This window comes from Haemophilus sp. THUN1691 (assembly GCF_059704425.1).
In genome coordinates, this window is record NZ_AP046578.1 from 1,627,365 (window position 1) to 1,653,799 (window position 26,435).

Below are 26,435 nucleotides of genomic sequence, written 5' to 3' on the forward strand. Positions count from 1 at the left end.
ATTTTGAAGGAAACGTTCAGTAGGAATTGAAGGTTTGTTTCCTAAAAGCCAATATATAATAGCAAAATGCAGTTATTATTTCAAATTAGTGAAGATTTGTTTAAAAGTGCGGTGAAAAATCAAATATTTTTCTTTATATAATTTTCTAAAATAAATCTTGATAAAGAGAAGGTGGGATGAACTTTATTAAAATAGAATATTTATTTAATAAAAACCGCACTTGGAGAAAAACAAAGTGCGGTCATTTTTACTACATCACCGACACCGCTTTAATTTGAACATAGACATCTTGCCCAATAGAAAAACGCAGTTCATTTTGCGCCCATTTACTGATACTTGCCCAAATCTTATGTCCATCCACCAGCACCGCAATATCCACTCGAGAATCTTGTATCTCAATTTGTGCAACTTGGCCACGTAAAATATTACGAATACTTGTTTGTTCTGGCTTTTGCAGTGTGATAGAAACATCTGAACTATAAATACAAACTCGCACTCGCTCGCCTACATTTGCAGGCACTTGATGAATCCAAAGTGCTTGTTTGCCTAGGGAAAGTGCGGTCATTTTATAAGGAGGATTATGCAAATAAACGGGCAAGGCAAGTACACTACTCTGTTCGCTTTCCCCTTTCCAAGGGGCAAAAATAGGACTATTCCAAATTTTTTCTACGCTGTCATAGGCTTTCACGATGCCGTTTTCCATCAGTACGACCCGATCAGCTAAACGTAACAGTTCGTCCAAGCTATGTGTAACATATAAAATCGGGATATTAATTTCTTTAGAAAGACGTTCCAAATATTGCATTAGCTCGCGTTTGCGGGGAACATCAAGGGCAGAAAGTGGTTCGTCCATCAGTAAAATGTCGGGCTCAGCCAACAATGCTCGACCGATTGCGACACGCTGCTTCTCACCACCAGAAAGCGTGAGCGGATAACGCTTTAATAAATGAGTAATACCGAGAAGATCGACAATATAATTAAAATCATCTTGCGAGACATTTTTCATGCCATATCGCAAATTACCTTTCACGGTATAGTGAGGAAATAAACGCGCATCTTGGAATACATAGCCAATTTTACGCAAGTGGGTCGGCAATGATTCTTGCGTTTCCATATTCACTAAAGTGCGGTCATTTAAACGGATGAATCCTTCGTCTGGTTGTATCAAGCCACTGACGAGATTAATCAGCGATGTTTTGCCTGAACCAGACAAACCGAAAATGGCTGTCACACCTTGATCTGGCACTTGTATATTCGCTTGCAAGGCGAGTTGCCCTAGCTGTTTTTTTACATTAATCTGCAACATTTCCTTGTCCTAATTTTTTCTGCATTCGCTTACTCAACCATTCAGACAGTAATAAAGAAATCAATGAAAGAATGATAGCAAATAAACATAAGCGAGCGGTTTGTTCTTCTGCACCGGGTGTTTGAATAAAAGAATACATCGCAAGTGGAATCGTTTGAGTTTCGCCTGCAATGTTTGATACAAAGGTAATAGTCGCGCCAAATTCTCCCAACGATCGTGCAAAACCAAGAACGAGTCCAGCTAAAACCCCTGGTAAAGAAAGTGGCAAGGTTATTGTAAAAAATACACGCCAAGCGGAAGCGCCCAATGTTTGCGCCGCTTGCTCCAATTTAATATCAATATTTTCTAAAGAAAGTCGAATCGCGCGAACAACCAATGGAAAGGCAACCACTGCAGAGGAAAGCACCGCCCCCTTCCAACTAAAACCAAAAGATAAGCCAAACCACTGATATAAATACTTACCAATGAAACCATTGCGCCCCATTGCCACAAGCAATAGATAACCAATAACCACAGGTGGCAACACTAAAGGCAAATGAATTACGCCAGTAATAAGGGATTTGCCATAGAAGTTTTTACGCGCTAAGAGCCACGCCACAAAAATGGCTAACGGCAAACTCCAAAGCATAGAACTGACTGCAACACTCAGGCTTAAATTAATCGCTGAGATTTCCATTGGAGTCAGATTGAAAAATGAAAAAATTTGGGTAAGCAAAATGAATCCTTATACAAATAGCCTCTCTTTAAATCCCTTGTTTATGGGAATATCCCACATTGATGAGAAGTAAGATGCTCTATAATAACAAAAGGGCAGAAATATCCGCCCTTCATGACTATTAAGATTCTATCTTATTTTGCAGAAAAACCATACCCTACAAGCACTTTCTTCGCAGCATCTGATTCTAAATATTTCAAGAAATCACGAGAATCCGCATTATCATGACCTTTTACAATAGAAACGGGATAAACAACCGGTTTATGACTATCTGCCGGGAACACTGCAACCGTTTTAACTTGTTGGCTAATTTTTGCATCAGTACTGTACACTATACCGTAAGGTGCTTCTGCACGTTCAACTAAAGCTAATGCGCCACGAACATCTTTAGCACGCGCTAAATGATCTTGCACTTTATCCCATAAATTTAATTTGGTTAATGCTTCTTCTGCGTATTGACCAGCAGGTACGTGCGCAGGATCGCCTACAGATAAATAGCTATCTTTTAATGCATTGATCCATTCACCTTTAGCAATATCCACAGAATTTACCGCACTTTTTGCTGGTGCGATTAATACTAAATCATTACCCACTAAAACTTTTTCGGTTTCTTTTACGGTTAAATCTTTTTCAGAAAGATATTTCATCCATTTATTGCTTGCAGAAACAAAAATATCTGCTGGTGCACCTTCTTCAACTTGTTTTGCTAAAGTTGAAGAAGAAGCGAAAGAAAATACTACTTCATTTTTCGGATTTTGTTTTGTGTAATCTTTTGCAACTTGTTGTAAAGCATCTGTCATTGAAGCCGCTGCAAATACAGTCACTTTAGCGGATGCTGCAAAAGAAAAGCCCAATCCTGCGATTAGAAGTGCGGTTGAAATTTTAGTTAATTTTTTCATGAATCATCTCCTATGGTAGAACGTTATTTACTTTATTATATATCAATAAAAGTATATAAAGAAAGTGTGAAACATAAAAAAGAACTACCCATTTTTAGTAAAAACCTATTAAACAATGAGATGATTTTGCTTTTAAAAGATCGTCATAGCGAATCTTAATATTAGTTCCAGAAGAAATTTTATCTCATTCTATTTTTCCAGTAGAATACTCGAATCATCACTGGGGAGAACCGAAATGAAAAACACCGAAATTTTACTCACCATTAAACTTCAACAAGCACTTTTTATCGATCCAAAACGAGTGCGTTTACTCAAAGAAATTCAACAATGCGGTTCGATTAATCAAGCAGCGAAAAATGCAAAAGTGAGCTATAAAAGTGCGTGGGATCATTTAGAAGCGATGAATAAAATCAGCCCTCGCCCATTGCTTGAACGAAATACAGGTGGAAAAAATGGCGGAGGCACGGCGCTTACCACTTATGCCGAGCGTTTGCTCCAACTCTACGATTTATTAGAACGTACGCAAGAACACGCTTTTCATATCCTACAAGATGAATCTGTGCCGTTAGATAGTTTGCTCACGGCAACCGCACGTTTTTCTTTACAAAGTAGCGCACGCAATCAATTTTTTGGGCGAGTGGCACAACAACGAATCATTGACTCTCGTTGTGTTGTGGATGTGAATGTACAAGGATTACCAACGCCGTTGCAAGTTTCTATTACCACAAAAAGCTCTGCTCGTTTGAAACTGATTACAGAAAAAGAAGTGATGCTGATGTTCAAAGCGCCGTGGGTGAAAATTAGTGAAAAACCACTGGAGAATCAATCTAATCAGTTCCCTGTAAATATCAAATCACTAAATGAAGAGGAAGCGATCCTTCAATTTGCTGAAAGCGATATTGAATTTTGTGCCACAGTCCACCAGCCGAATCAATGGCAAATCGGACAACAAGTTTGGATTCACATTGATCAAGAGCAAATTATTTTAGCAACGCTGGGCTAATTCCAAAGTGCGGTAAATGTTGGAAGAACATTTTAATCTCATAAAAAAACAGGCTTGATGCCTGTTTTTTCTTATCGAATAAAACCCAAAACTAATTAGAAAGATTTTTTACAATCAGCGTAATCCCATCCACACGTTCAACTTCAATCAATGCGCCAACAGTGAGATTATCGCCTTGAATACGCCAAGTTGTGTCACCAAAAGCGCCTCTACCAATTCCATTCGCGCCAAGTTCTTGAACAATGCCTTGTTTACCAAGTAAGGCATGATCGCGTTGATTTAATGTTGAATGAGATTGATCATGGCGATCTTTGCCATGTTGATATTTCCACCAAATCACAGAAAGTATACAAGCTAATAGCGCGTAAAAAATAGCAAGTGAGACAAGAGAAAGGCTTGGAAAAAGAAATTGCACAAATGCCGTCACTAAAGCCGCTAATCCCCACCATAGCAAAAATATCCCTGGTGTAAGCACTTCACCAATAAGCAAAATAAAGCCTAAAATCAGCCAGTGCCAAAGTGTCCAATTTATTAGCCAATCCGCCATAGATTCTCCTATTTGTTGTAAAGGCTTTTTATTACAAAAGTGCGGTGATAAGCGATTAAAAAAATCGGTATTATGTAGCAGTTGCACAAAGATTTAATTTGTTGTTTCTGCTACATTTTCTTATCTTTTATGTACGAAAGGTAAGAATAGTCAATGACAAAACAAAAATCAACTTTGGAAAATGCGCTTGAAGAAGCGATTGAAGAAATTGAAACCGAAAAGAAAGAAATTGTAGCGCAAATCAAGCAACTCCATAAAGAATTAAAAGATCTTGATCGGAAGATTTCAGACTATCGTGTAGCATTAAATCACGCAAAAGGTCGGGAAGAACCGCCTTTACCGTCAAACCCCAAATTTAGAAATCTTCGTTTCCAAACTTCTCCTCAACAGTTGATTGCTCAGGTACTAAAACAAGAGCCTTCAAAATGGTTAAGTGTGAAGGAGATTACATATCTGGCGATGAAGTTAGATGGGCAAGAGATTGAAGAAGTCATACCGTATAAACAATCACAAACGATTGCTTGTACATTAAACTATTTAAAGTATAAATCGTTAGTGGAAAAATGCTTAATAGATAACTCACAACATTGGCGATTGAGAACACTTGAGCAAGGATAGTAAATAGCGGTAGAAATACCGCTATTTTTGTTTCCATTGCCAGTGAACCTCATTTCGGTTGATTTGAACTCTATTAATCCATTCCCTTTTATAAAACTCATTCAGTTGTTTACGCACGAAATCAAGATGCTTTTCAGACGGTGTATCAGGATTTTGTTCAATATCAAAAATGCGCTGCGTAAACTCGGCAATTGTAAAGGTTTTATCTGGTGCTTCTCGCATCATTTGTACGATGTATTTACGAATTTTCCCTTTAAAGAGCTTATATTTGGAACGATACACAAAGTTGTCCGTATTATAAAGGGCTACATCAGTTTCCTGTTGAGTAAGCTCAATAGCACGTTTTAATGTGGCAATGTTCGCATCAAGTAACGCAAGATGATGTAATACTTGTTTACGCTCAAATTCAAACTCTTTGAGCTTCTTATCTAGGTTGTATGCCATATATCTATTGCCAAATCACTTCTTGATGAATAATTTTTCGTTGCCAATAACCGCACCATTCATTGTTATCGTTGGTGGTTTTCAAACATCGGCTTAATACATCAATAAACTGCGCTTTATTTGAGGTACGGCGATTGTCCTCACGGTAGGCAATTTCATTAGCATAGTTAAGTAAGTATTCATTGCCGATACGGTGAACTTGTCCGTAGTACATACGTTTGAAGCGACTGAATAAACTTTCTGCCTGATTGTTCGTTACGCCCAAATCACTGCGATATTCTTCCTTATGGTTTACAGTTCTCAAGTTATAGTAAGGCAACAAGACATCATAAGCAGTGCTTTCATCGGTATTGATTTGCGTATTCGGTTTAATAAATTTATCGGCAAAACTTTTCACTACCGATTGCGATTCCGTATGCGCCACAAAAACGTGAGAGCGTTTTGCCCCACAATGCAGCACATTACTGGCTTTTTCTTCTGGTGAATAATGCTCACGTGCAACCATTACACAACGTTTATCAGGATTCTGATTTTCCTTTAAACGATAGTCAATGCGGTCAGATTTCTTATTTGCTTTACGTGGTGCAGGATGAACATAAGTGCCGTCCATATCCACTACGCCTGAAAGGGGTTTCATATCACGACTTTCTAATAATGCTTTACGGAATTTATGCGATAAAACAAATGCCGTGCGAGGATTAAGTTTTGCATTACGAGCTAATTGAAGGGAAGATAAGCCTTTGACTGCATTTACCCATTCCATTAAAGCATAGAGATAAACCTTAATCGGTTTCTTGCGATTGGCAAAAATGGTGCCTGAAGTGACACTAAAAGTGTGATTACAATGTTTGCAGCGCCATTGTTTACGTGTAGAAATATAATAAGGCTTGTGTTGTACCCCACATTTAGGGCAAGTGATGAACTCTTTTCCACCCCATCTTAATTCACAAAGCAAATCATACGCTTCTTCTTCCGAGAGTTGTGCAATCTCGTAGGAAGAAAGCGTGCGAGCTTTGCTAGAAAGTAAGAAATGCTGAGTCATCGTCTTGTTTAAAATTTATGTTAATAGAGATTTTAAATATGCTCAAACGTGATAAAATGCGTTTAAACTAAAAACAAATATACGCTCATTTGCGTAATTTGTCAATTGTAAATTGAAAATGGAACGCTCAAATGTGCATATCAGAAAGATTAAGACAAGTTTGTGAGGCTAAAAATTGGAAAATTACGGACTTCGCAGAACAAACAGGAATAGCCTATCGTACGATGCAAGGTTATATCGGTGGTGAACGTGAACCCAATGCAGAAGGAATGTCAGGCATTGCTAAAGCAGGAGTGAATTTGAATTGGCTCGTGAGTGGTGAAGGTGAGATGTTTCAAGCTGTAACGCCAAAAAATACTATCTCAGAGCAAGAAGAAAAACTGATTGCAGACTATCGTACTATGCCTGAAAATTTAAAGGATGCCTTTGCTATTTCTTTTAAAGAAATATCAGAAAAACAATAAATACTAATTTGACACTAACTCAATAAGGAACAAAAATGTCTATACAAGCCTACAAGCCTACAAGCCTACAAGCCTACAAGCCTACAAGCCTACAAGCCTACAAGCCTACAAGCCTAGTTTAATCTTGTCTTTTCAAACTTCCAACATTTTTTTTGGGAGTTTGAAATGTTAAAAAATACTTCTGCCAAAAACAACAATCTTCATGCGGCAAAACGCGGCAAAAATGACGAGTTTTACACGCAACTTTCTGATATTGAGCGCGAACTGCAACACTACACCGGTCATTTCAAAGACAAAGTGGTTTATTGCAACTGCGATGACCCACGAGTAAGCAATTTCTTTCATTATTTTTCCTACAATTTTGAACGCTTGGGGCTGAAAAAACTGATTGCCACATGCTACAAAAACCAGCATTCCGATGTATTCAGCCGAAACGACAGCGAGCAAGCCGTTTATTTGATTTACGAGGGCGACAAAGATGGCAACCGTGTTCCATCGCCCGATGAAGTTGAAGTGAAACCCTTACAGGGCGACGGCGATTTCCGCAGCGCGGAATGTATCAATCTGCTGAAACAAGCGGATATTGTGGTTACCAATCCGCCGTTTTCGCTGTTTCGGGAATATGTGGCGCAATTGGTTGAATATGATAAGAAATTCATCATTATCGGCAATCAAAACGCGATTACTTACAAAGAAATTTTTTCGTTAATCAAAGAAAATAAAATTTGGCTCGGTTACAAAAGCGGCGATATGGCATTTCAAGTGCCTGATTATTATGAAATGCGCGAAACACGCAGTTGGCGTGATGAAAACGGTAAAAATTGGCGCAGTTTGGGCAATGCTTGTTGGTTTACCAATTTAGACCATTCTAAACGCCATGAACCATTGATTTTATGGAAAACCTATACGTCCGAAGAATATCCGCATTACGATAATTATGATGCGATTAACGTTAATAAAGTTATAGATATTCCGATTGATTTTGACGGTGCAATGGGTGTGCCGGTTACATTTTTGGATAAATACAATCCTGAACAATTTGAGATTGTTGGACTTGACCGTTATGTTGAAGATAATCCCAATTATGGAAAACGGTTTACTTTAAATGGAAAAGAAACCTATGCTCGCATTCTTATTAAACACAAACATCCCAAAAAAGGCTAAATCATGAAAATCCAATTAAAAGAAATCTCCATCCGCGAATTAACACAAGATTATCAAGATAATGATGAACAGGGTGTATTCGGTTTTTCAGGCTGCCTGAATATCCGTCCGCCGTATCAGCGCGAATTTGTTTATAAAGACAAACAGCGTGATGAAGTGATTCGCACGATTATGAAAGGTTTTCCCTTAAATGTGATGTATTGGGCGGTGGGCGAAAATGGCGAATTTGAATTGATTGATGGACAACAACGCACAATATCTATTTGCCAATTTAGCCAAAGTCTGTTTTCGGTAGAGTTTGAAAAAGACAAACCACTTAATTTTGGTAATTTAACCGATGACCAACAAAATAAGTTTTTGGATTATAAATTGCAGGTTTATCAATGCACTGGCACAGATAGTGAAAAATTAGATTGGTTCAAAACCATCAATATTGCTGGCGAAAAATTAACCGAACAAGAATTGAGAAATGCGATTTATTCTGGTTCGTGGGTTTCGGCTGCAAAAAAATATTTCAGCAAGCGAAATTGTGTGGTTCAACAGCAATTTGGTGATTATTTGAAAGGCACGGCAGAACGCCAAGAGTTTTTGGAAACGGCGATTTCGTGGATTGCAGCGCGTGAAGATAAAACGATTGAGCAATACATGAGCGACCATCAAAAAGATGAAAGTGCAAGCGAATTGTATCAATACTTTCAAGAAGTTTTTGCGTGGGTAAAACGAATTTTCAGTAATCACAGCAAAGAACGTGTGAAACTAATGAAAGGGCAAGAATGGGGCATTTGGTATAACAAATACAAGGATAAACCATTTAATGCTGAAGAATTGGAACGAAAAATTATTGATTTGATTGACAATGATGAAGTGCAGAAAAAGAGTGGTATTTATCATTATCTATTGTCAGGTCAAGAAAAGCATTTGAATTTACGCGCATTTAGTGACAAAGATAAACAGAAAATGTACCAAAAACAAAATGGTGTATGTCCGCATTGCCAACAAAAATTTGAATTGTCGCAAATGGACGCAGACCATATTGTGCCGTGGTCGCAAGGTGGTAAAACCATATTAGAGAACGGACAAATGCTGTGTAAGCCATGCAATCAAACCAAATCTAATAAGTAGTTCAACATACTGCCATAAACTCATTTGGAACAAATAAAAAGTAGAAAGCCACCCATAATGGCTTTTTAAAATATAATCAACACATCGTTAAAACACAGCCAAACAAATAAAATATAAAATGAATAATGATATTTTATCTATCTTATAAAGAATAACTTTCTATACATATAAGCAATCTCGAAAGAGGTTGCTTTTTTCTTCTTGCAAATCGATCAAACTTTGATCTAAAATCCTCCCGTTTTTAAGCAAATCTTCTCGTTTGCTTTTTTTATATTTAATTTGTTCAACCAATTTAACAAGAGAAACGCGACTTATTGGGCATAAAGCAATAAGTCAGGAGCTAATTATGAATGTTGAACAAATAAATGAAAAAGATGCAAACGCCACCACAATTACTTTCTGCCTATCGCAATTTATCTATCTCTGCGATTTATGATTTATCTGATAGTGAAGCCCTTATCTTTCTGAAAAATGCTCGTTGGGGAAATTCTCACTGTTTTCATACGGTTGAGTGTCCTCGTTGTCAGATTACGCATAAAGCCTATTTTATTTCCTCTCGTAAGCAATGGCAGTGCAAGCATTGCCAACATCGTTTTTCCGTAAAAAGCGGCACGATTTTTCAGCACACCAAACTTTCCCTAAGAAAGCTACTGTTATCGGTTTATTATTTCACTATCAATAGTAAAGGGATTTCTGCGCTTAACTTATCTCGTCATATTGGCGTGCAATATAAAACGTCATGGGCATTACTACATAAATTTCGTGAAGCAGTTGAAAAAACGCAAGATTACACACCACTCACGGGCATTATTCATATTGATGGTTGTTATGTGAATAACTACCTTCGCCCCAAAAATTTTAAACATAAGCGAATTGATAGACGTAAGAGATGTCACCAACGTAAAGATAAATCCTGCGTTATGGTTTTTCGTCAACAAGCTGCAAATCAGGAGATAATAAAAGGAGCCGACCGCACTCTCGTTGCATTAGTTAAAGAGGAAAATGCTGATGATATGCTTGCTTTAACACATCGCTTAGTCGCACCAAAATCTACAATTTGTGCTGATGAAAATCCTGCTTATGATGGCTTGGCATTTCACTATGATTTATGCCGAGTAAACCATTCGCAAGAATATTGCTCGATTGACGGCACCACCAATAACCTAGCTGAATCCTTCTTTGCAAGATTTAGAAGAATGATTATGGGTGTGTATCATAAGATGGGAAATAATTACATGATGCACTATGCGAATGAAACCGCATGGCGTGAGGATTTTCGTTACCAGTCAGATAAAGACAAATTTGACAACGTACTAAAACGCTGTTTGAAAGCCAGACCTTCACGAGATTTAACTGGCTACTGGCAGGGAAATAAGAAACCTGCGGCAAAATTCGGATTGGAAAGTTTATGTTTAGAAGCCTCAAACGATAACCAATATTTAGCCGTAGCCTAAATAATTTAAAGCAACACAAGGAGCAATAATGGAAACCATGACACACACTCCACTTAACGTGGATTTAAAAAAGATGGACTATGAAACATTCAAAACTTTTATGCGAGAACTGGCTCAGATGTATTCAAACGTAAAAGATGATGCCTATCTGTTGTTCTATCACAATTTGCGAGATCTTGCGAAAGAAGTCGGTACTTTACCCCGTAATCCGCTGATATTTTATGGAGCCTATGAAATCGCTAATAATCAGGTAGTTGTAGCAATATTTGAAATGCAATTTACCGATGAAGTGTTTGAAACCGAAGATGGGAAACCTTATCAGATGCTTTCTATTATTAGTAGTTTTGCAGAAGATAAAATCTATCTACGTTGCCCGACTAAAATTAGAGAACACTTAACCCAACCTGAATACGTTGCTCTCTGCGAACAGGCTTACCCTGCAATGATGGAACAAATGCTGCTAGAGGAGCAACGAGAAAGACTGTTTAGAAGAAAACGGAAAAGTGAGTAACGTAAAAATAAGTAGAATTCTGTAAAATACATTTATAAAAAATAATGCCCTTATCGAAATAAGGGCATTTTTGTATAGTTTTGTTTAAATTTTGGTCTTTGTGCAACTGCTACATAATACCGAAAAAAATCACCGCACTTTATCTAAATTAAGATTTTTTATCGCCCTTTAATAACTCCGCAATACCAGCAACAGAACCAATTAAATTGCCAGCTTCTAATGGCATAAGCACGACTTTACTGTTTCCTGAACTACCAATTTCTTTCAATGCTTCTGTGTATTTTTGTGCAATAAAGTAGTTAATCGCTTTGGTATCACCACTGGTAATGGCTTCTGATACCATCTGCGTTGCTTTTGCTTCAGCTTCCGCTGCACGTTCTCGAGCTTCAGCTTGTAAAAAGGCTTCTTGTCGCTCCCCTTCTGCTTTTAGAATTCTAGCTTGTTTTTCACCTTCAGCACGGAGAATCTGAGCTTGGCGAATCCCTTCAGCCTCTAATACTTCAGCACGTTTATTTCGTTCTGCTTTCATTTGAGCATTCATTGAATCAATCAGTTCACGAGGCGGACGAACATCACGAATTTCAATACGCGTTACTTTAATCCCCCATGGATTTGTCGCTTCATCCACAATAGCCAATAATCGACTATTAATAGAATCACGTTGGGAAAGCATTTCATCAAGCTCCATCGAGCCGAGCACTGTTCGAATATTTGTCATGGTTAAATTGATGATAGCTTGTTCCAAATGGTTTACTTCATAAGCCGCACTTCGAGCATCAATCACCTGCACAAAACAAACCGCATCAATAGAAACATTGGCGTTATCTTTAGAAATCACTTCTTGTGAAGGAATGTCTAAAACTTGTTCCATCATATTAATTTTACGACCAATACGATCAACAAAAGGCACCACTAAATTTAACCCTGGCATTAATGTTCTTGTGTAACGACCGAAACGTTCGATTGTCCAGTTATAACCTTGTGGTACAGTTTTCACTGTAGAAAACAAAATTAATGCGACTAATATCACAAAAATTAATGTGGAAATAGCGAATCCATCAAGCATATTTTTTCTCCTTTATTAGGGTAGATTTAATGAAAAAAGTCTATCAAATCCACCCGCACTTTTATAGCCTATTTTGTATAAAATTAAGGCAATTTTGCCACCACTGCATAGCCTTCAATTAAGCCTTCCACTTCATAAGAAGCACCTGCGGTAATGAAAGCTGCCTCACCTTGCTTCAAAGAAAGTGCGGTCGTTTCTGAGCGTAAATTTAACTGGCCATTCATCACCAATAAAATACTCGCACTTTGTGCTTTTAAATGATGAGTTTCACCACATTCATATTGAATATTTTGCAAAGCGAAATCTTGCGCCGGCGTAGCATAAGTAAATATACGCGCGTCTTGAGGTGCCGACGGGATAATTTTAGGCTCCACTTCACGACAATCGACAATTTTAAGCAATTCTGGAAGATCGACATATTTAGGCGTTAAACCACCGCGAATTACATTATCTGAACAAGCCATCAGTTCAATATTTTGCCCTCGCAAATAAGCGTGCGGAATGCCAGCATCTTGGTAAATTCCCTCGCCTTTTTTGAGGTGCACAATATTAAACAAATAGAAGCAAATTAAACCTGCATCTAATTTATCTAAAGAAATATTCATTGCATCAATGGTGTAAAGCACCCAATAATCTGGATTAGTTAAATCCAGATTATTAGCCTCATAATCTACTTGATTCGCCAACAGAATTGGGGAAAGCCATTGGTGTAATTGGGCCTGTTTTGCTTGCATAATATCGGCATAGAAAGCATGTAAATCTTGTTCATGCAATTTTTTTGCAAGCGGGACTAAAGATGATCGTGCCTCTAAAGTTTCGATAATATCTGATTTATTTTTAAAACCATGCAACAACCAGAAATCAGATAAAGCAATCATCATTTCAGGTTTATGATTGTTATCTTTATAAGTTCGTGTTGATGCTTTTAACTCAATGCCTTTCGCATTTTCTTCCGCAAAACCTATTTCAGCTTGCGTTTTTGTTGGATGAAGTTGAATGGAAAGAGGTTGGGCGACATCAAGAATTTTTAATAAATAGGGTAATTCATTACCAAAACTGGCTCGGCTTTGTGTGCCAAGTGCGGTAGGATTTTTCTGTAAAAATTCAGTAAGTAATACATTTTTACCATCGACTCCAATGGTTGAAGGCGCAGAATGATGTGCACCTAACCACCATTCAGCATAATATTGATTTTCTTCTGCAGGAATATTCAGTAATTGAGGAATATATTGATGCCCTCCCCATACATAATTTTGGAGTGAGCCAGTAAGTTTATAGATCATTTTTAATTTTTCCGTTGAATCCTATCTACACCACAGTTTTATTTACATAAATAAAAAATCCGCACAAAGGCGGACTTTTTTATCGTAAAGAAATTATTTAGTTAAGCTTAATACCACTGACTCTCCAGCGACCACTTCACCTGATTTTTTCACGATGCAAGAAACTTCATCCATATTGGAAATAACAACGGGTGTTAATACAGATTTTGCTTTTGATTCTAATAAAGGAAGATCAAATTCAATCACAGTATCTCCACGTTTAACTGATTGACCTTCTTGCGCAATACGAGTAAAGCCTTCACCTTTCAGCTCAACGGTATCAATACCAAAGTGTACAAATAATTCTACACCTTCTTTTGATTCCATTGAGAAAGCATGGTTGGTTTCAAAAATTTTACCAATCACACCATCAACTGGCGCAACGATTTTGTTACCAGTAGGGCGAATAGCAACACCATCACCCACGATTTTTTCAGAAAAAACCACATCGGGAACATCTTCAATATTTACAATATCACCAGAGATAGGTGCATAAATTTCAACTTCCACAGATTTGTTTTCTTTTGAACCGAATAACTTGTCAAATAAGCCCATTTTAATCTCCTATCAATTCATAGATGGCTGTTATTTTAACGTAAAATCAAACAATTTTGTTTAATTTAATGCATTTTCCGCCAAAAATTCTTCGATTAACTGCTCAATTTCCGAAGCGGTCGGTTTTTGTAATGCGGCATTAGCAAGGGCTTTTGCATCTTGGAAATTCACATTACGGATTAATTTTTTAATTCGAGGTACAGAAATAGCACTCATACTAAATTCATCTAATCCCATACCAAGTAACAATAAGGTTGCACGTTCATCACCAGCTAATTCACCGCACATTCCCGTCCATTTGCCCTCTGCGTGAGAAGCATCAATTACTTGTTTAATTAAACCAAGCACAGATGGCTGCATTGGATTATAAAGATGTGAAATTAACTCATTGCCTCGATCCACTGCTAAAGTATATTGGGTTAAATCGTTAGTTCCAATACTGAAGAAATCTACTTCTTTTGCTAAGAATTTTGCATTTACGGCAGCGGATGGCGTTTCAACCATTACCCCCACTTGGATATATTCATCAAACGCTTTACCTTCTGCACGCAATTCCGCTTTTAATGTTTCAATAACCGATTTTAATTCTCTAATTTCTTCTACGGAAATAATCATCGGGAACATCACTGCCAATTTGCCAAATGCCGAAGCACGCAACACCGCGCGTAATTGTGCATTTAAAATTTCACGGCGATCTAACGCAATGCGAATCGCACGCCATCCCAAGAATGGATTCATTTCTTTTGGTAAATCTAAATATGGAAGCTCTTTATCACCACCAATATCCATAGTACGAAGCACGGTTAAACGCCCGTTCATTGCTTCTACGACTTCTTTGTAGGCGATGAATTGTTCTTCTTCCGTCGGAAGTTGTTCACGATCCATAAATAAGAATTCAGTTCGGTATAAACCAATACCTTCTGCACCATTACGATCTGCCCCTTCACAATCACGGATTGTCCCGATATTGGCAACCACATCAACTTTATGTCCATCCAAGGTGATCGCTGGAAGATCTTTTAATTTAGCTAACTCTGCTTTTTCCTGAGAAATTTTAGCTTCAAGTGTTTTTAATTCATCAATCTGAGATTGTGTTGGATTAATATAAACTTGATTATTTATCGCATCTAAAATTAAGTAATCACCTGTATTGACTAATTCGGTCACATTATTTGTGCCTACAATCGCTGGTAATTCTAAAGAACGCGCCATAATAGAAGTATGAGATGTTCTACCACCAATATCAGTGACAACCCCTAATACTTTTTCAAGATTAAGTTGGGCGGTTTCTGATGGGGTCAGATCATAAGCAACAAGAATTGATTCTTCTTGAATATCGCCAAGATCTACTATGTACATGCCCAAAATATTTTTAATTAAACGGTTACCAATATCACGAATATCGCCAGCACGCTCTTTTAAATATTCATCATCGATCTCCGACAACATTGTGACTTGTTGATCAATAATTTTGCTCGCTGCAACTGCGGCATTGACTTTATTTGAACGAAGATAATCAAGAATTTCTTCTTCTAATTCTTCATCCTCAAGAATCATCAAGTGGCCTTCAAAGATCGCGGCTTTTTCTTCACCTAAAGAAATTAATGCGCGCTCTCTGATTGAATTAAGTTGTTCCACCGCCAATGCACGACCTTCATAAAATCGAGCGACTTCTGCGTCAATTTGATCATCAGTAATTTTTTGCGTATCAAGAACAATCTTTTCTTCTTTAAGAACAAGTGCCTTACCAAAGGCAATACCAGGTGATGCGAGAATACCAGAAATCATAGATACCTTCCGAAATAATTAAAAAGGAATAGATAAACAATAGCCATAAAATTTCACAATTTTATGGCTAAGTAAGAATTATTCTAAAGTTGGAATCAAAGCGACTAAATGCTCAACTGCCTGCTGCTCATCTTCGCCTTCAGCAGAAATGGTAATCACTGTTCCCTGTGTTAAACCTAGTGTTTGTAACTTAAACAAGCTTTTTGCACTTGCGCTCTTACCGGCAGATGTTACTGTGATATCGGAAGAAAATGCTTTCGCTTCTTTCACAAATTGTGCTGCTGGACGAGTGTGTAAACCGTTTGGCGCAGTGATTTCAACATCTTTTGAGTACATAATGCTACCTCTCTACTAAATAATAGTTAAAAAATACAAAGATAAAATCTGCCTTAGTATCCTTGTTCAAAAGCGAATAATCAAGAATAAACACTAAAAAAATTGAATTAGATCATAAAAAAACTCAGGATTTGTTTATTTATCATCCAGCTTGCGCAATCGTTAAACTGCTGAAAAATGACGTTGTGATTTTGTTTCACTTAAACTTTCAATTAATCGGTGATAATTATCATAACGAACAGGCGAAATTTTTCCTTGCTCCACTGCTTCACGCAACGCACACCCAGGATCGCTCAAATGTTTACAATCACGGAATTTACAGGTTCCCAAAACATATTGAAATTCTCGATACCCTTTTGTGATTTGCTCGGCATCTAAATGCCAAAGCCCAAATTCTCTAATCCCTGGCGAATCAATTAAATTACCACCTTGCGGCAAATGGTAAAGACGTGATGATGTCGTCGTATGCTGCCCTAAGCCTGATGTTTCGCTCACATCCCCTACTTGAGCGTTTACTCTAGGCAAAATATGATTAATTAAACTCGATTTACCAACACCAGATTGCCCAACAAAAATCGCCGTGCCTTGTGCCAAAAGTGCGGTTAATTTTTCCATATTTTCACCGCTCTTTGCTGAAATCATTAAAATCTCATAGCCAATATCTTGGTAAATTTTAAGATCTTTTTCAACTTCTTGACGCTGTTCTTGTGACAATAAATCCACTTTATTCAAAACAATGAGAGGCGTAATCCCCGCGATTTCACACACAACAAGATAACGATCGATAATATTTAAGGAAAGCGTTGGCAATACTGCTGATACAATAATAATACGATCAATATTCGCCGCAATGGGTTTCAAACCATCATAATAGTCAGGGCGGGAAATTTCATTTTCTCGGGGGTGAATTGCCTCAATCACGCCGCTCACACCTTGTAATTGTTCATTGCCTTTACGCCAAACAACTTTATCTCCCACCACCAAACTCGACAAGGTACGACGCAAATTACAACGATAAATTTCGCCTTGTTCATTTTCGACATCTGCATGAATCGAATAACGCGTGACCACAACACCTTCTTGTGATTCACCAAGCATTTCATCTGACCATTCAATCTCTTTTTTCTTATGGCGATGTAATGTTTTCGCATTATTCGATTGAATTCTTCTAGTTTGGTTCTGAGTTAATTTACGTTTAGCCATAAAAGTGAGGTCGTTTTTTCCCTTGTTTTTGGTAAAATGAAAAAAATTTTTGCATAGGATACCTGATATTATGTCATTCGATAAACAAAATCTTATTTGGATTGATTTAGAAATGACCGGTTTAGATCCGGAAAAAGAACGTATTATTGAAATTGCGACTATTGTGACAGATAAAAATTTAAATATTTTGGCAGAGGGCCCAGTATTGGCTGTTCATCAGTCTAATGAATTACTCAATAAAATGAATGATTGGTGCCAAAAAACACATAGTGAAAATGGCTTAATTGAACGCGTAAAAACCAGCAAACTCACCGAACGTGCAGCAGAATTACAAACCTTAGACTTTTTAAAAAAATGGGTTCCCAAAGGTGCGTCGCCAATTTGCGGTAACAGTATTGCCCAAGATAAACGATTCTTAGTGAAATATATGCCTGATTTAGCCGATTATTTTCATTATCGCCATTTAGACGTGAGCACATTAAAAGAACTTGCTGCACGTTGGAAACCTGAAATTTTAGAAGGCTTTAAAAAAGAGAATACGCATTTGGCGCTAGATGATATTCGAGAATCGATTAAAGAGCTGGCTTATTATCGCGAACATTTCATGAAATTAGATTGACGAAAACTTCAACAAAAAATTTCTTTTTATGAAATTGCCCTTGCAAGCCCTAAAAATATTTGTATAATGCGACCTCATTCACTGATGTGAACTGCGGGAATAGCTCAGTTGGTAGAGCACAACCTTGCCAAGGTTGGGGTCGCGAGTTCGAGCCTCGTTTCCCGCTCCAATTTCACATTATAGAAGCATTATTGCGGGAATAGCTCAGTTGGTAGAGCACGACCTTGCCAAGGTCGGGGTCGCGAGTTCGAGCCTCGTTTCCCGCTCCAAATTTCAATCCCTAGCCAAAAGGCTGGGGATTTTTTCTATCTATAAGAATAGATCGTCAAAATGTTAAAAAGCGCGGCGAATTTTCTCAAAAATAAAGGCTTGTGATTTAATAACACAAGCCTTTATTTTTTATGCTTTCTTCAATCGTTTTGCGCGACGTTTCATTCTTCTGACCCAACGAGTTATTCGCCATGCACGCGTAATTGAATAGACATAAAGGAAAAATAAAATGAAAAAGCCGACAAACATCGCCCACTCATTCACATAATAAACTTCCCCTAAAATACCGATAGTTGCACAAATTGCAGAAACAAACGTAATCAATAAAAAGGCTTGTCTTGATGTTAAACCTGCTCTCACCATTAAATGATGAACGTGTAAACGATCTGGGCGGAATGGGCTTTTACCTTTACGTACACGGCGATAAATAATCGCAACCATATCAATCAAAGGAATCGCAATAATCCAAAGTGCGGTTACTGGATTCATAGGATGCCCTTTTCCTTGCGTACTCAATAACAAAATCCAAATAATGGTAAATCCAATTAATGTACTCCCCGCATCCCCCATAAACACCTTATATTTTGGGCCAAATGGAATCCCTAGATTGAGCATCAAATAAGGTAAAATCGACACGATTAAAGCAAAACTCCAATGCGCCATATCCATTTGCCCATCTCGATACATCAAGAAACCAATCGCGGCAAAAGAAACGCAAGAAAGCCCACCGAGCAATCCATCAATACCATCAATCATATTAAAGGCATTAATAATCGCGATAGTGGCAAAGACGGTAATAATCAAACCAATTGAACCCAGCGTTAACTGGAAAGGCCCTAAAATTTGACCTAGATGATCAAGATAAACATTCCCAAGATCGATCATTAAAATAGCCAGTATTGCTTGAATCCCAGCTCTTAAGAAAGGACTGATATCAAATCGATCATCTAAAATCCCAATCGCCAATAAAACAAAAATACTGAACAAATAGAGATACGGTAATCGAAGTTGATCCCATTCCATCAGGTAATAGCAAAGATTTCCAACAAAAAGCGATACGCCACCGATTAGCGGAATTGCGCCTTGATGACGTTTACGATAGTTTGGCTTATCAACTAATCCAATCCAATTGGCAACTGGTCGCATCACAATCAATGTTAAAAATGCGCCAAGGAAAGTAACAAAAATACTCAGCATAGTGTGACCCTAAAATGTTTTTGTAAAGGATAACATAAGGCAAATTTACCTAGAAATATATTTTTATAAAAAGGACTATCCAATATTTCGATACAGCACGTTACGTAATATTTCTCTTTGTTGAGAATCCAGAGCTTGTCCAAATTGGTTCGTCAAAATAAAAAAGTCCTCAGCTTTCTCGCCCACAGTGGTAATTTTCGCATTCAATAAATTGAGATTTAACTCACTGAAAATCTGGCTCACTTGGGCTAATAAACCCGGTTTATCCAACGCAACCAGTTCCATTTCAGTATGCTCTTTTTTGTTTTCATGTAAAAAACGCACGTCTGTTTGTACAGTAAAATGTTGAAGCTGACGATTCGGCGCAATAGAAAGTGCGGGTAATTTTTCACTTTGAAGGGCTAATGTTAGGGCTTGCTCTAGTTCTCGGCGACGATCAAATTCCACTAATTCACCGTTAAGTTCTGTGATGATAAAGCTATCAAAAACATAACCATCTTGTGTCGTAATAATCTGCGCATCATGGATACTGAATTTTTTTGCGCCAATGGTACTCACCACTTTATTAAATAAGTGCGGTTGATCTTGGCAATAAATAAACACTTCCGTGCCGCCAAGTGAAAAGCGATTACTAATTTTCACTAATAATGATTCAGCGAAATCCACCAACAAACTTGTATGCCACGCAATTTGTTTTGGCGTATTACGCACAAAATAATCTTCAGGACAACAAGCCCATAATTGCTCAATAAAGATTGGTGCAATATCTGAATAATCCTGCGTTAAAATTTGTTGTGCAAGTTTTCGGTTTTCTTCCGATTTTTCTGAATAATCAAGCAATTCTTTCATGCCTTGTGCAAATTGCTGTTCGGTAAATTCATATAAAGAGGCAAAAAGCGAACGTTTCCAGCTATTCCATAAATTGCTGTTGGTAGCACAAATATCCGCCACCGTTAAACAGGTGAGATAATCTAATCGAACTTGATTTTGCACAGCTTCCGCAAAATTCATGACGACTTCAGGATCATGAATATCACGGCGTTGCGCCGTAATTGACATCAGCAAATGGGATTTTACGAGCCAAGCAAGGGTATCAATTTCTCGACGATCTAAACCATGTAATTGCGCAAAGTCTGCCACATCTTCTACGCCAAGCTCTGCGTGATCACCGCCCCGCCCTTTTGCAATATCGTGGAACAACGCCGCAATATAAAGTAAAGAGCGGTCAGAAAGTTGACTAAAAATTCGATGAGCAATGGGATGTTCTTCCGCACTTTCCTGTGACAGAAAACTTTCCAATTTCAACATCACGCGCAATGTATGCTCATCCACCGTATAAATATGAAATAAATCAAATTGCATTAAGCCCTCAATGGCTTGCCATTGCGGAAGATACGCAGTTAATACGCCATATTGGTGCATCGGCATAAACGCACGCTTAATCGCATTAGGTTGATTAAACAAACGTAAAAATTTTTCTCGAGCCTCAGGGATTTCACATAATTTTTGTGGTAATTGCTCTAAGGAAATTTGTAATTGACGCAAGGTATCTGAATGAATATCAGCCTGTTCATACTGCGTTAAATAAAAGAATATATCTAAAATTCGCGCTGGTTTTTCTTGAAAAACAAGGCTATTACGCAAACATAAGGATTGGTTAATCAGTTGAAAATCATCGTCTAATTGGTCAATCACAGTATCCTGATTTGATGAGAGCACATTTTCTCGATAATGCTGAATCAGCAAATTACTAATCAGCGAAATTCGGTGCAATGCTTGGAAAAAACATTTCATCATTTTTTCCACAGCTTGATTGCCTTCCCCTCGGAAACCCAACAATTCACTGACTTTAATTTGACGATCAAACAACAGACGATTATCGTAACGTTTCAAAATCAAATGCAAAGCGAACCGCACTTTAAATAAAAATGCACGACTTTCTTGTAGTTGCTGATATTCTTGAGGATAAATAAAACCACTTTGTAAAATGGCCTCAAGGGTCAGCGCCCCCGAATGGCGCAAAGCCACCCAATACAACAAATGCAAATCACGCAAACCACCAGGGCTATACTTAATATCTGGCTCAAGGTTATAAGCCGTATTGTGATAACGCTGATAACGTTCTATTTGCTCTTGCACTTTGGCGTTAAAAAAATCCTCTTTCGACCAAAAATCAGCACGTTTTACCAATTCATTTAGCGCATCAAAGTGCGGTCGATTTCCAGTGAGAAATCTTGCTTCTAATAAATTGGTGGCAATCGTAATATCTTGTTTTCCTTCCGATTCGCATTGTTCTAAGGTTCGAACACTATTTCCCACCTCAAAGCCACAATCCCATAAAAATTGGATAAATTGAGTAATTTTTTCTTCAATTTCTGGGCTAGGTATTTGCTCGACCAAAATTAAAAAATCTAAATCCGACAAAGGAAACATCTCACGCCGTCCATAACCGCCCACCGCAATTAAAGAAATGCCTTGCTGTTCACTTAATCCTATTTCCTGCCAAAGTTGAATCAATAAGGAATCATAAAAATCACAGCGATTTTCAATAAGCTCAAAAATGGAATAACGAGAAAAATTCTCGAGCTCAAATTGCTTGAGATTTTCTCGTTCAATTTTGACCGTACTTGGCGTTAAAGGAGAAGATAATGACAAAGGAAACAGCATGTTGATTGCCTTTTAGTGGTTCGAGGTGGCGTTATTATAAAGAAAAATAAAAAGGGCGTATATCTACGCCCTTATCTTATAATTTAATATCAATTACACATTCACCATAATCCGTGAAATTCGGCCTTCCGCAATTTCTTCATCACGAATAGTCATTACTTCACAACCTGTTTCGGTGACAACAATTTGATGTTCGTATTGTGCTGAATGACTACGATCTTTGGTTTTTACTGTCCAACCATCTCCCATCACGCGCACTTCTTTTTTGCCCGCGTTAATCATTGGCTCAATCGTAAACACCATACCTGGTTTTAAAATCACACCGCCATCATCTGCGTAATAATGCAATACTTGAGGTTCGCAGTGAAATTCTGTACCAACACCATGTCCGCAATATTCACGCACAACGCTGAAAGTTTGACTTTCAGTATATTTTTGCACGGCTTTACCTATTTCATTTAAACGAATACCTGGTTTTACTGTACGCAATCCCACATATAGAGCTTCTTGTGCCGCTTCCACTAATTTTTTACTACGAATATTCGTTTCTCCGCCCACGATATACATTTTTGAGTTATCACCAAAATAACCGTCTTTAATCACCGTGACATCAATGTTCACAATATCGCCATTTTTAAGCACTTTATCTTCACTTGGAATACCGTGACAGACGACTTCGTTAATGGAAATACAGGTAGCCTTTGGGAAACCGTGATAATTCAAACACGCAGGGATAACCTTTTGTTCATTCACCATATATTCATGGCAAATTCGATCAAGTTCACCTGTAGTTACGCCTGCTTTTACGTAAGGTTCAATCATCACTAGCACATCAGAAGCCAATTTGCAGGCCTCACGTAGTTTTACAATTTCTTTTTCTGTTCTAATTGGAATAGCCATTTTATTTCACCTTTTTTGAAAAAAATTTTGCCAGATTATAGCACGATTTCTAGGAAAAAACTGGATTACACTTGAATGGAGTAAATGGTTATTAGATAATAACGGAATTCAAATTTTCGGGAAGCGGGAAATAATTATGACAGATAACATTGCAGTACCATTGATATTTACTGATGCAGCAGCGAATAAAGTAAAAAGTTTAATCAGCGAAGAAGAAAATACCAATTTGAAATTACGCGTGTATATCACGGGTGGTGGCTGTAGCGGTTTCCAATATGGTTTTACTTTTGATGAAAAAGTGAATGAAGGTGATTTAACGATTGAAAAATCAGGGGTTCAACTTGTGATTGACCCAATGAGTTTACAGTATTTAATCGGTGGTACCGTCGATTACACTGAAGGTTTAGAAGGCTCACGCTTTACTGTAAATAATCCAAATGCTACCAGCACTTGTGGCTGTGGTTCATCCTTTAGTATCTAAGATGGATTTTCAATTTACACATTATCAAGGCAATGTATCCGTAAAATGTTCGATGGAACACATTGCTCTTGCTAACTGGTTCAATACAGAAGTGCGGTCAAATCCAAAGGCGATTTTGACCGCACTTTCTACTGTGCAATCACTCTCTGAAAATCAAGAAGAGATCTTAATCGGCGCAGAATATACATTGTTTTTAGATGCTGATGAAGTAATGATACGAGCGAATAATCTCGCCATTGAAACAGATGAAATTTTGGAAGACGATTTTCATTATTATGATGAAGAAAGCATTGCTTTTTGTGGCACGCAAGATTTTATCCATTTCCTCGAAGCTTATGTTGATTTTATCTCTTAACCGACTATGACCATCGAAAACGTTCAAAAAAATCCCGAAGAAAAAACACCTAAAAAACGCCGTTCTTTCAAAAGCTTTCTATTAAAAGTAGCGTTTAGTGGTGCGGTATTAACCGTATTTTATGGCGGATATTTAGATTGGCAAATCCGTTCCAAAATGGACGGGCAAATTTGGCGTTTGCCCGCTGAAGTGTATAGCCGCATTGAAAGTGTGAAAATTTCAGATAATCTCGCTTTCGATGAAGTGATTCAAATTTTATTAGATAACGAATATCGCCAAACTACCATGGTAGCCGCACCAGGCGATTTCAAATTGGAAGATGATACCATTGTGGTTCTTCGTCGAGCTTTCCCTTTCCCTGATAAACCAGAACCACAACGAGTTTTACGTTTACGTTTTGTCGATAACAAACTTAATCGAATTGAAGATCTCGTTGCCGTAAAAGCAATCGATGAATTTCGCCTTGCGCCAAAATTGATTGCGATGTTGGAATCTGATAATGAAGATCGCCTTGCAATTCCTTTACAAAATTACCCGCGCTTATTGATTGATGCCCTAATTTTAACAGAAGATCGCCGTTTTTATGATCATCATGGTATAAACCCTGTGGGGATCATGCGAGCATTAATTACCAATATTCGTGCAGGACAAACGGTACAAGGTGGTAGTACGCTCACTCAACAACTCGTGAAAAATTTATTTTTATCAAGCGAACGTACGATTACCCGTAAAGCGAACGAAGCCTTGATGTCATTGCTGTTAGATTGGCGTTATGATAAAAACCGTATTCTCGAAACCTATCTTAATGAAATTTATCTTGGACAAAATGGCGATACGCAAATTCACGGTTTTGAATTAGCCAGCCAATTCTATTTTGGTCGTTCGATTCGTGAAATTAGCTTAGATCAAATTGCACTTTTAGTCGGAATGGTCAAAGGCCCTTCACTTTATAATCCTTGGCGTAATCCTCAAAATGCCTTAGAACGTCGTAATGTTGTTTTAAAGCTCATGCTTGAACATAAAATGATCGGTGATGAACTTTACCAATTATTAAGCCAACGACCTTTAGGTGTTCAACAAAAAGGACAAATATCCCGTAAATATCCGTCATTTATTCAAACTTTACAGGCGGATTTACGTCGTGAACTAGGCGAACATAAAATATCCAGTTTACTTGGCGCACGGATTTTCACCACAATGGATTTAAAACAACAAGCCCAAGCAGAAAATGCAGTGGTGAATACAGTTTCACAACTACAACTGAAAACTAAAAATCCATATTTAGAAGGCGCCATGATTGTTGCGGATTACCGTGTGGGTGAAATTCGTGCGGTAGTGGGTGGTTTACAAACGCAATATGCTGGCTTTAATCGTGCATTAATGGCAAAACGTCAGATTGGTTCTTTAGTCAAACCATCAATTTATTTGACCGCACTTTCTAATCCAGAACAGTTCCGTTTAAATACCCCAATTAATAACCAGCCAATTACGATTAATGTTAAAGGTAGCCCGCCGTGGCAGCCGCGCAATTATGACAAAAAATATAGTGGTTCTGTGATGTTAATGGATGCCTTAGCTCGTTCTTTAAATATTCCGACGGTGAATATTGGGATGAAAGTGGGCTTGAGCAAAGTCATTGATACACAAAAAGCGATGGGATGGGACAATGTAGAAATTCCAAAAGTGCCCGCTATGTTACTCGGCGCTTATACTATCTCACCTTATGATGTAACTAAACTTTATCAAACTATTGCGAATCAAGGTGGACGGATTGAGATCACAACTGTTGATACCATTGCGGATCGTCAAGGAAATATCATTTATCAACATGATAAAACCGCAAAACAAGTGGTCCCACAAGAAGCCGCATTCCAAACGTTATTTGCGATGCAACAAACTGTTGAACGGGGTACAGCTCGTAGCTTGCAAAATGATTATGCGGATTTACGTTTAGCTGGTAAAACAGGGACAACAAATGATGCGCGTGATACTTGGTTTGTGGGGATCGATGGAAAAAATATCAGCACAGTTTGGCTTGGTCGCGATGATAATGGCGAAACAAAACTTACTGGCGCATCAGGCGCATTACAGATTTATAAAGATTATTTAAGCCATACTTATATTGAGAAATTGAAGCTAAATAAACCTGCGAATATGAAATGGGTTGGTATTACCCAACATGGCAGCTGGGATTGTGACAGCAATCGAGCAATCCCAGTTTGGGTGAATAATGGACAAAATTTCTGCGGAGGCACATCAAATGCTTCTCCATCGCCAGCCACTCCACCAGCTGAAACCGAAATTGCTCCTCGACAAGAAAGCGTCTGGGATGTATTGGATAACCCAAATCCACCCGCACAATAATTAATCGCGGTATATTTCTAATA

The 26,435-nt window shown here is 37.9% G+C and carries 26 protein-coding genes and 2 tRNA genes; 13 read left to right on the forward strand and 15 right to left on the reverse strand.

Translation table 11 applies throughout. The features are described from left to right. Nucleotides 1–250: 250 nt before the first annotated feature. The 3 genes from modC to modA form a co-directional block, all read right to left on the reverse strand. The gene (modC, locus tag AC6H0J_RS07815) at nucleotides 251–1,306 is read right to left on the reverse strand and encodes a molybdenum ABC transporter ATP-binding protein ModC (RefSeq protein ID WP_005628425.1); all 1,056 of its coding nucleotides are present in this window, start codon (nucleotides 1,304–1,306) and stop codon (nucleotides 251–253) included. Beyond that, nucleotides 1,293–2,021 carry a molybdate ABC transporter permease subunit gene (gene modB, locus AC6H0J_RS07820; protein ID WP_005628423.1) on the reverse strand — a complete coding sequence of 243 codons (729 nt, stop codon included), beginning with the start codon at nucleotides 2,019–2,021 and terminating at the stop codon, nucleotides 1,293–1,295. Before modB ends, modC begins: the two co-directional genes overlap by 14 nt. Nucleotides 2,022–2,155: 134 nt before the next feature. Beyond that, nucleotides 2,156–2,920, reverse strand: coding sequence for a molybdate ABC transporter substrate-binding protein (modA, locus tag AC6H0J_RS07825; RefSeq protein ID WP_497513431.1), 765 nt, complete (start codon nucleotides 2,918–2,920; stop codon nucleotides 2,156–2,158). A 235-nt stretch (nucleotides 2,921–3,155) separates the two neighbouring features. On the opposite strand from modA, the gene AC6H0J_RS07830 reads away from it, so the two are divergent. Beyond that, the gene (locus AC6H0J_RS07830; protein WP_112109861.1) at nucleotides 3,156–3,923 is read left to right on the forward strand and encodes a TOBE domain-containing protein; all 768 of its coding nucleotides are present in this window, start codon (nucleotides 3,156–3,158) and stop codon (nucleotides 3,921–3,923) included. Between the two features lie 91 nt (nucleotides 3,924–4,014). Here AC6H0J_RS07830 and AC6H0J_RS07835 read toward each other — a convergent pair whose 3' ends face one another. Continuing rightward, on the reverse strand, nucleotides 4,015–4,470 hold the full coding sequence (locus AC6H0J_RS07835) for an NfeD family protein (protein ID WP_005628415.1): 456 nt from the start codon (nucleotides 4,468–4,470) through the stop codon (nucleotides 4,015–4,017). A 153-nt stretch (nucleotides 4,471–4,623) separates the two neighbouring features. Here AC6H0J_RS07835 and AC6H0J_RS07840 point away from each other — a divergent pair, with 153 nt between their 5' ends. Then, on the forward strand, nucleotides 4,624–5,088 hold the full coding sequence (locus AC6H0J_RS07840; protein WP_005695404.1) for a hypothetical protein: 465 nt from the start codon (nucleotides 4,624–4,626) through the stop codon (nucleotides 5,086–5,088). A 21-nt stretch (nucleotides 5,089–5,109) separates the two neighbouring features. Here the strand turns inward: AC6H0J_RS07840 and AC6H0J_RS07845 are convergent, their stop codons facing one another. Then, nucleotides 5,110–5,532, reverse strand: a complete 423-nt coding sequence (locus AC6H0J_RS07845) for a hypothetical protein (RefSeq protein WP_497513434.1) — start codon at nucleotides 5,530–5,532, stop codon at nucleotides 5,110–5,112. A 4-nt stretch (nucleotides 5,533–5,536) separates the two neighbouring features. Next, nucleotides 5,537–6,574 (reverse strand): IS1595 family transposase, encoded by a 1,038-nt coding sequence (locus tag AC6H0J_RS07850; RefSeq protein ID WP_118816794.1) that lies wholly within the window; start codon nucleotides 6,572–6,574, stop codon nucleotides 5,537–5,539. Between the two features lie 131 nt (nucleotides 6,575–6,705). Here AC6H0J_RS07850 and AC6H0J_RS07855 point away from each other — a divergent pair, with 131 nt between their 5' ends. From AC6H0J_RS07855 to AC6H0J_RS07875, 5 genes are all read left to right on the forward strand, one after another. Continuing rightward, complete coding sequence (locus AC6H0J_RS07855) at nucleotides 6,706–7,038, forward strand: helix-turn-helix domain-containing protein (RefSeq protein ID WP_118816793.1); 333 nt, start codon at nucleotides 6,706–6,708, stop codon at nucleotides 7,036–7,038. Between the two features lie 165 nt (nucleotides 7,039–7,203). Beyond that, complete coding sequence (locus AC6H0J_RS07860) at nucleotides 7,204–8,202, forward strand: adenine-specific methyltransferase EcoRI family protein (protein ID WP_118816792.1); 999 nt, start codon at nucleotides 7,204–7,206, stop codon at nucleotides 8,200–8,202. A 3-nt stretch (nucleotides 8,203–8,205) separates the two neighbouring features. Beyond that, a complete protein-coding gene (locus AC6H0J_RS07865) occupies nucleotides 8,206–9,324 on the forward strand; it encodes a GmrSD restriction endonuclease domain-containing protein (protein WP_118816791.1) in 1,119 nt (372 codons plus the stop codon). Nucleotides 9,325–9,689: 365 nt separating this feature from the next. Next, nucleotides 9,690–10,778, forward strand: coding sequence for an IS1595 family transposase (locus AC6H0J_RS07870; protein ID WP_118816790.1), 1,089 nt, complete (start codon nucleotides 9,690–9,692; stop codon nucleotides 10,776–10,778). A gap of 28 nt (nucleotides 10,779–10,806) precedes the next feature. Then, on the forward strand, nucleotides 10,807–11,289 hold the full coding sequence (locus AC6H0J_RS07875) for a hypothetical protein (RefSeq protein WP_118816789.1): 483 nt from the start codon (nucleotides 10,807–10,809) through the stop codon (nucleotides 11,287–11,289). Nucleotides 11,290–11,437: 148 nt separating this feature from the next. Here the strand turns inward: AC6H0J_RS07875 and AC6H0J_RS07880 are convergent, their stop codons facing one another. From AC6H0J_RS07880 to rsgA, 6 genes are all read right to left on the reverse strand, one after another. Continuing rightward, the gene (locus tag AC6H0J_RS07880; protein WP_005628412.1) at nucleotides 11,438–12,355 is read right to left on the reverse strand and encodes an SPFH domain-containing protein; all 918 of its coding nucleotides are present in this window, start codon (nucleotides 12,353–12,355) and stop codon (nucleotides 11,438–11,440) included. Nucleotides 12,356–12,438: 83 nt separating this feature from the next. After that, a complete protein-coding gene (manA, locus tag AC6H0J_RS07885; protein WP_118816788.1) occupies nucleotides 12,439–13,638 on the reverse strand; it encodes a mannose-6-phosphate isomerase, class I in 1,200 nt (399 codons plus the stop codon). 93 nt (nucleotides 13,639–13,731) lie between these two features. Beyond that, a complete protein-coding gene (crr, locus tag AC6H0J_RS07890; protein WP_118816787.1) occupies nucleotides 13,732–14,232 on the reverse strand; it encodes a PTS glucose transporter subunit IIA in 501 nt (166 codons plus the stop codon). A 60-nt stretch (nucleotides 14,233–14,292) separates the two neighbouring features. Further along, entirely contained in the window at nucleotides 14,293–16,020 is a 1,728-nt protein-coding gene (ptsI, locus tag AC6H0J_RS07895) for a phosphoenolpyruvate-protein phosphotransferase PtsI (RefSeq protein ID WP_005628406.1), read from the reverse strand. Nucleotides 16,021–16,098: 78 nt separating this feature from the next. Beyond that, the gene (ptsH, locus tag AC6H0J_RS07900) at nucleotides 16,099–16,356 is read right to left on the reverse strand and encodes a phosphocarrier protein Hpr (RefSeq protein WP_005628404.1); all 258 of its coding nucleotides are present in this window, start codon (nucleotides 16,354–16,356) and stop codon (nucleotides 16,099–16,101) included. A gap of 162 nt (nucleotides 16,357–16,518) precedes the next feature. Then, complete coding sequence (rsgA, locus tag AC6H0J_RS07905; RefSeq protein ID WP_005628403.1) at nucleotides 16,519–17,559, reverse strand: small ribosomal subunit biogenesis GTPase RsgA; 1,041 nt, start codon at nucleotides 17,557–17,559, stop codon at nucleotides 16,519–16,521. 70 nt (nucleotides 17,560–17,629) lie between these two features. Between rsgA and orn the strand changes: the two genes are divergently transcribed. From orn to AC6H0J_RS07920, 3 genes are all read left to right on the forward strand, one after another. Further along, nucleotides 17,630–18,178, forward strand: a complete 549-nt coding sequence (gene orn, locus AC6H0J_RS07910) for an oligoribonuclease (protein ID WP_046953499.1) — start codon at nucleotides 17,630–17,632, stop codon at nucleotides 18,176–18,178. A gap of 93 nt (nucleotides 18,179–18,271) precedes the next feature. Continuing rightward, nucleotides 18,272–18,347, forward strand: a tRNA-Gly gene (locus AC6H0J_RS07915). Between the two features lie 24 nt (nucleotides 18,348–18,371). Then, nucleotides 18,372–18,447, forward strand: a tRNA-Gly gene (locus AC6H0J_RS07920). Nucleotides 18,448–18,577: 130 nt separating this feature from the next. Here AC6H0J_RS07920 and wecA read toward each other — a convergent pair. From wecA to map, 3 genes are all read right to left on the reverse strand, one after another. Continuing rightward, the gene (gene wecA, locus AC6H0J_RS07925; protein WP_005628399.1) at nucleotides 18,578–19,645 is read right to left on the reverse strand and encodes a UDP-N-acetylglucosamine--undecaprenyl-phosphate N-acetylglucosaminephosphotransferase; all 1,068 of its coding nucleotides are present in this window, start codon (nucleotides 19,643–19,645) and stop codon (nucleotides 18,578–18,580) included. A gap of 75 nt (nucleotides 19,646–19,720) precedes the next feature. Beyond that, the gene (glnD, locus tag AC6H0J_RS07930; RefSeq protein WP_114892593.1) at nucleotides 19,721–22,312 is read right to left on the reverse strand and encodes a bifunctional uridylyltransferase/uridylyl-removing protein GlnD; all 2,592 of its coding nucleotides are present in this window, start codon (nucleotides 22,310–22,312) and stop codon (nucleotides 19,721–19,723) included. A gap of 93 nt (nucleotides 22,313–22,405) precedes the next feature. After that, the gene (gene map, locus AC6H0J_RS07935) at nucleotides 22,406–23,212 is read right to left on the reverse strand and encodes a type I methionyl aminopeptidase (protein ID WP_046953542.1); all 807 of its coding nucleotides are present in this window, start codon (nucleotides 23,210–23,212) and stop codon (nucleotides 22,406–22,408) included. A 136-nt stretch (nucleotides 23,213–23,348) separates the two neighbouring features. Here map and erpA point away from each other — a divergent pair, with 136 nt between their 5' ends. Genes erpA through mrcB form a run of 3 tightly spaced genes read left to right on the forward strand, consistent with a single transcriptional unit; the run spans nucleotide 23,349 to nucleotide 26,412 of the window. Continuing rightward, nucleotides 23,349–23,693: an iron-sulfur cluster insertion protein ErpA gene (erpA, locus tag AC6H0J_RS07940; RefSeq protein ID WP_005628395.1), complete on the forward strand. Its 345-nt coding sequence runs from the start codon at nucleotides 23,349–23,351 to the stop codon at nucleotides 23,691–23,693. Nucleotide 23,694: 1 nt separating this feature from the next. Continuing rightward, nucleotides 23,695–24,048 (forward strand): YacL family protein, encoded by a 354-nt coding sequence (locus tag AC6H0J_RS07945; RefSeq protein ID WP_497513441.1) that lies wholly within the window; start codon nucleotides 23,695–23,697, stop codon nucleotides 24,046–24,048. 6 nt (nucleotides 24,049–24,054) lie between these two features. Next, nucleotides 24,055–26,412 carry a penicillin-binding protein 1B gene (gene mrcB, locus AC6H0J_RS07950; RefSeq protein WP_497513442.1) on the forward strand — a complete coding sequence of 786 codons (2,358 nt, stop codon included), beginning with the start codon at nucleotides 24,055–24,057 and terminating at the stop codon, nucleotides 26,410–26,412. Nucleotides 26,413–26,435: the final 23 nt, after the last annotated feature.